Raw genomic sequence first — 4,124 nt, forward strand, 5'->3', positions numbered from 1 at the left:
GAGACGGCCGTCGTCGATGTGTCGATGTCGGGGGCGGGGCGCGTCAGGCATCCGAGATACTGGCGCGGGCGTATCGAGGAACTGCTGTCGACGCCCGACGTGCCGCGTCACGTCAGAAAGCTGAGCGAAGCGGTGCTCGCGAAGCTCGACGAGCTGGAAGCGCGGTTCACGACGATGAAGTAAGTGCCCCGTCGGAGCGGGCGGCGAAACGCGTTCCGGTCGCGTCGCCGGTTGCGTCGTTTTGACCGCGCGTCGTCCCGTCATCCCGCCATCCCGCGCCGCGCAGGCCGCCGCCTGCGTCACCACGGATTGCTTCGTCCTGTTGAAAAATAACCATTTCGTTTGACGAGAAGCAGTCACCCCCGTGGTATTTCGATCACATCCGCATCGTCAATTTGAACAATGAGGTCGATTGAGTAAGATGCCCGAACGGCGTTCGATAAAAACGCACGGCACGGGGTGGCCAGATGCAGATGAACGGGTTGGTTCCATCGGCATGGATCGATGACGTCTACGCCGCGGCGCTGGGCGACCAGCGATGGGAGGCGGTGCTGGACGGGCTGCGCGTGTCGGTCGGCGTCCGCATGGCGACGCTGCTGTCGTTCGACGATGCGGCGCGGCTGCCGGCGATCGAGCAGGCGGCCGGCGACGATCCGTCATGGGTCGCCGCGTGCCACCGCCGCTACAACACCGAGTTCTACCTGTACGACCCGGTCGTGCCGGTTGCCGCCGACTGGCAGGCAGGGCGCTGGTTCGAGGACGTCAAGCATCTGTCGGTGCGGCAGCGCACACATGGCGTGTTCTATCGGGAATTCCTGGAGCCGTTCGGGATCGGCAGCATTTCGGGCCTGTACATCCATCGCGGCGAGGGCGCGGGCGCTTTCCTCAGCGTACAGAGCGGCCCCGAGTCGCAAGGGCTTTCCGACGAGCAGCGTCGCGCGATCGAAATCATGGGCGCCCACATCAGCCGCGCGCTGCGCATCCACGCACGCATCGCCGAGCTCGAAGCGCGCGTGGCCGCGGCGGAATCGGCGCTCGACGCGGTGCCGGTGCCGATATTCCTGCTCGGCCCGCAACGCGAACTGCGTTATACGAACCGCGCGGCCGATCAACTGATTACCGCCGAACCGGCGCTGCGAATCCTGAGCGGCCGTTTTGCGCCGGAAGGCTGCATCGACGACGCGCAATGGCGGCATGCATTCGCACGCGGCGGGCTGCTGCTGCGTCGTGCGACCGGCGAGCCGCTGCCGCTTGCGTTGATCCCCGTGCCCGAACAATCGCGCCTCGCGCGCGAACGGCCTGGCGTCGCGGCGCTGATGACGGCCGCCGACCTGCGTTCGCCGTCGGCGCGCGCGCAGCGCTTGCGGGTGTTCTACGGGTTGTCGTCGGCGGAGGCCGATCTCGCCGTATTGCTGTGCTGCGACGGGCGCTCGCCGCAGGAATGCGCAACGCTGCGCGGCGTGTCGATCGGCACGGTCCGCGCGCAGATCAAATCGATCTACACGAAGACCGACGTGGCGCGCGCCGCGCAACTGACGTCGCTGGTCATGCAGACCTGAACGATCGATGCGCGCGGGGCGCCTGCGTTTTTACCTACCCGCCGCCGATTCCCTGCAGTATCTTGCCGGTCCCGCCGCAGACGGTGCACGCCTGCCCCTCCACCATGCCGGTGCCGCGGCAGACGCGGCACGTATCCTCGCCGATGCCCGGCGCATCCGCGGGGCCTTCGTCGCCGCCGTTCGGCGGGGTAGCCGGGTCGGGCGGCGCTGATCGCTTCGTGATCGACATGACGGGCTCCTTTCGTGTGTCACGCCGGAACGGCGCGCATCGCGCGTGCCTGGCAGGCGGCGCGCCCGACGACCCCGGATGATCGAGCGCATGGGATATCGCGGCGGCGTGGCAATATTGTAGTCAGTCATCATATGACATGGGCCCAACGAAGCGAAAGAAGGCCGACGGGGTGGGCCAAAACTCCGGCGTCAATGTTCCAATCGGCATGCCGATTCGCTTCCGGAAAACGTTTCGCGAAAAAGTCCGAAAACATAGAATCCGGCGCCCCGATTCCGCCGTGAGCCCCTGATGACAGCGGTTATAGGGGTATGCACCAAGTGAGTTAAACGATTAACCGACGTACATTCGCTCAACACGTCATACGACGTATGACTCCGCGGTTCGGGGAAGCGCCTGGCTGAAGCCCGCACGGGCCGCCGGATCGCCGGACAACAACGATCGACCATCCTGGAGACTCACCATGAAGCACCGATTCACCGGCTCCCGTATTGCCCTGGCCGTCGCCTTGATGGCCGGCTTCACGCTGTCCGCGCAGGCGCGCGTGTTCCGTTCGGCGGACGTGCACGGCGACACCTTCCCGACCAACATGGCCGTGAAGTTCATGGGCGACGAACTGTCGAAGCAGACGGGCGGCAAGGATTCGATCAAGGTGTTCGGCAACAGCGCGCTCGGCTCCGAGAAGGACACGGTCGACCAGGTGCGGATCGGCGCGATCGACATGGCGCGCGTGAACGGCGCGTCGTTCAACGAGATCGTGCCGGAATCGCTGATCCCGTCGTTCCCGTTCCTGTTTCGCGACGTCGACCATTTCCGCAAGGCGATGTACGGCCCGGCCGGCCAGAAGATCCTCGATGCGTTCACCGCGAAGGGGATGATCGCGCTGACGTTCTACGAGAGCGGCGCGCGCTCGATCTACGCTAAGCGCCCGGTGCGTTCGCCGGCCGACATGAAGGGGCTGAAGGTGCGCGTGCAACCGTCGGACCTGATGGTCGACGAGATCCGCGCGATGGGCGGCACGCCCACGCCGATGCCGTTCGCCGAGGTGTACACGGGCCTGAAGACGGGCCTCGTCGATGCGGCGGAAAACAACCTGCCGTCGTACGAGGAAACCAAGCACTACGAAGTGGCGCCCGATTACTCGGAAACGCAGCACGCGATGACGCCGGAAGTGCTGGTGTTCTCGAAGAAGATCTGGGACACGCTGTCGCCGCAGGAGCAGGCGGCGATCAAAAAGGCGGCGGCCGACTCGGTGCCGTACTACCAGAAGCTGTGGACCGCGCGCGAGGCGTCCGCGCAGCAGCTGGTGACGAAGGGCGGCGCGAAGATCGTGCCGGCCGCGCAGATCGACCGCGCGGCGTTCGTGAAGGCGATGCAGCCGCTGTGGACCAAGTATGAAAAGACGCCGCAGATGAAGCAGATCGTCGACGAGATCGAGGCCACCAAGTGACGCGTCGCACTTCCCTGCACGGCGCGTCGGCCGCGGGTTCGACCGGTGGCGGCGCCGCGGACGGCGCGGCGCGGGCGCGGCCGCACGCCGCGCCGCTGCTGCGCTGCGTGAACGACGTGCTGTTCCGCGTGCTCGCGGTGGTCGCATCGGCGTGCCTCGCGGTGCTCACGGTGCTGGTGTTCTACGCGGTCGTGATGCGCTACGTGTTCGAGAACGCGCCGGATTTCGTCGAGCCGATCGCGCTGCTGCTCGTGATCGTGATCGCGATGTTCGGCGCGGCGATGAAGGTGCGCGACGGCGGCCATATCGGCCTCGATTCGCTGGTGCGCCGGCTGTCGCCGAAGGCGCGCACGGTGGTCATCGCGATCCAGCACCTGAGCCTGATCGCGTTCGCGATCATGATCATGGTCGGCTGCGGCGGCATGGCCGCCGAGACGATGGGCGACCGCATCCCGATCATCGGGCTGCCCGAAGGCGTGCGCTACCTGATCGCGATGCCCGCGGCGATCGCGATCATCTTCTTCTCGCTCGAGCACCTGCTCGCGCTTCGTCGTTCTTCGTCGGGACAATAACGCCATGGAACTCGCGATTCTGTCCGTCAGTTTTCTGATATTCCTCGTGCTCGGCGTGCCCGTGTCGTTCGCGCTCGGCATTGCGTGCGTGCTGACCTACATGGTCGAAGGCCTGCCGATCGCCACCGCGATGCAGGCGATGATCTCGGGGATGAACGCGTTCTCGTTCCTCGCCGTGCCGTTCTTCATCTTCTCCGGCGAGCTGATGCTGCATGGCGGCATCGCGGACCGGATCCTGCGCTTCGCGCAGGCGACCGTCGGCCACTTCCGCGGCGGCCTCGGGATGGCGAACGTCGTCGCGTGCACGCTGTTCG

At 66.2% G+C, this 4,124-nt stretch carries 6 protein-coding genes; 5 read left to right on the top strand and 1 reads right to left on the bottom strand.

Annotated features, from left to right (window positions below):
• Window positions 1–183, top strand: a 183-nt coding sequence (locus AC3IFE_RS19045) for a hypothetical protein (RefSeq protein WP_489191572.1), incomplete at its 5' end; no start/stop codon positions are given.
• Window positions 184–473: 290 nt separating this feature from the next.
• Window positions 474–1,559 carry a helix-turn-helix transcriptional regulator gene (locus AC3IFE_RS19050; protein ID WP_256979828.1) on the top strand — a complete coding sequence of 362 codons (1,086 nt, stop codon included), beginning with the start codon at window positions 474–476 and terminating at the stop codon, window positions 1,557–1,559.
• Window positions 1,560–1,593: 34 nt separating this feature from the next.
• Here the strand turns inward: AC3IFE_RS19050 and AC3IFE_RS19055 are convergent, their stop codons facing one another.
• Window positions 1,594–1,788, bottom strand: coding sequence for a hypothetical protein (locus AC3IFE_RS19055; protein ID WP_089471551.1), 195 nt, complete (start codon window positions 1,786–1,788; stop codon window positions 1,594–1,596).
• 463 nt (window positions 1,789–2,251) lie between these two features.
• Here AC3IFE_RS19055 and AC3IFE_RS19060 point away from each other — a divergent pair, with 463 nt between their 5' ends.
• The 3 genes from AC3IFE_RS19060 to AC3IFE_RS19070 form a co-directional block, all read left to right on the top strand.
• Window positions 2,252–3,238 (top strand): TRAP transporter substrate-binding protein, encoded by a 987-nt coding sequence (locus AC3IFE_RS19060; protein ID WP_089471550.1) that lies wholly within the window; start codon window positions 2,252–2,254, stop codon window positions 3,236–3,238.
• A complete protein-coding gene (locus tag AC3IFE_RS19065; protein WP_489191570.1) occupies window positions 3,235–3,810 on the top strand; it encodes a TRAP transporter small permease in 576 nt (191 codons plus the stop codon). Before AC3IFE_RS19060 ends, AC3IFE_RS19065 begins: the two co-directional genes overlap by 4 nt.
• Before the next feature lie 4 nt (window positions 3,811–3,814).
• The coding region (locus AC3IFE_RS19070; protein WP_489191571.1) for a TRAP transporter large permease subunit at window positions 3,815–4,124 on the top strand (310 nt) is incomplete at its 3' end.

Source organism: Burkholderia sp. APQ4-4ca, assembly GCF_057837105.1.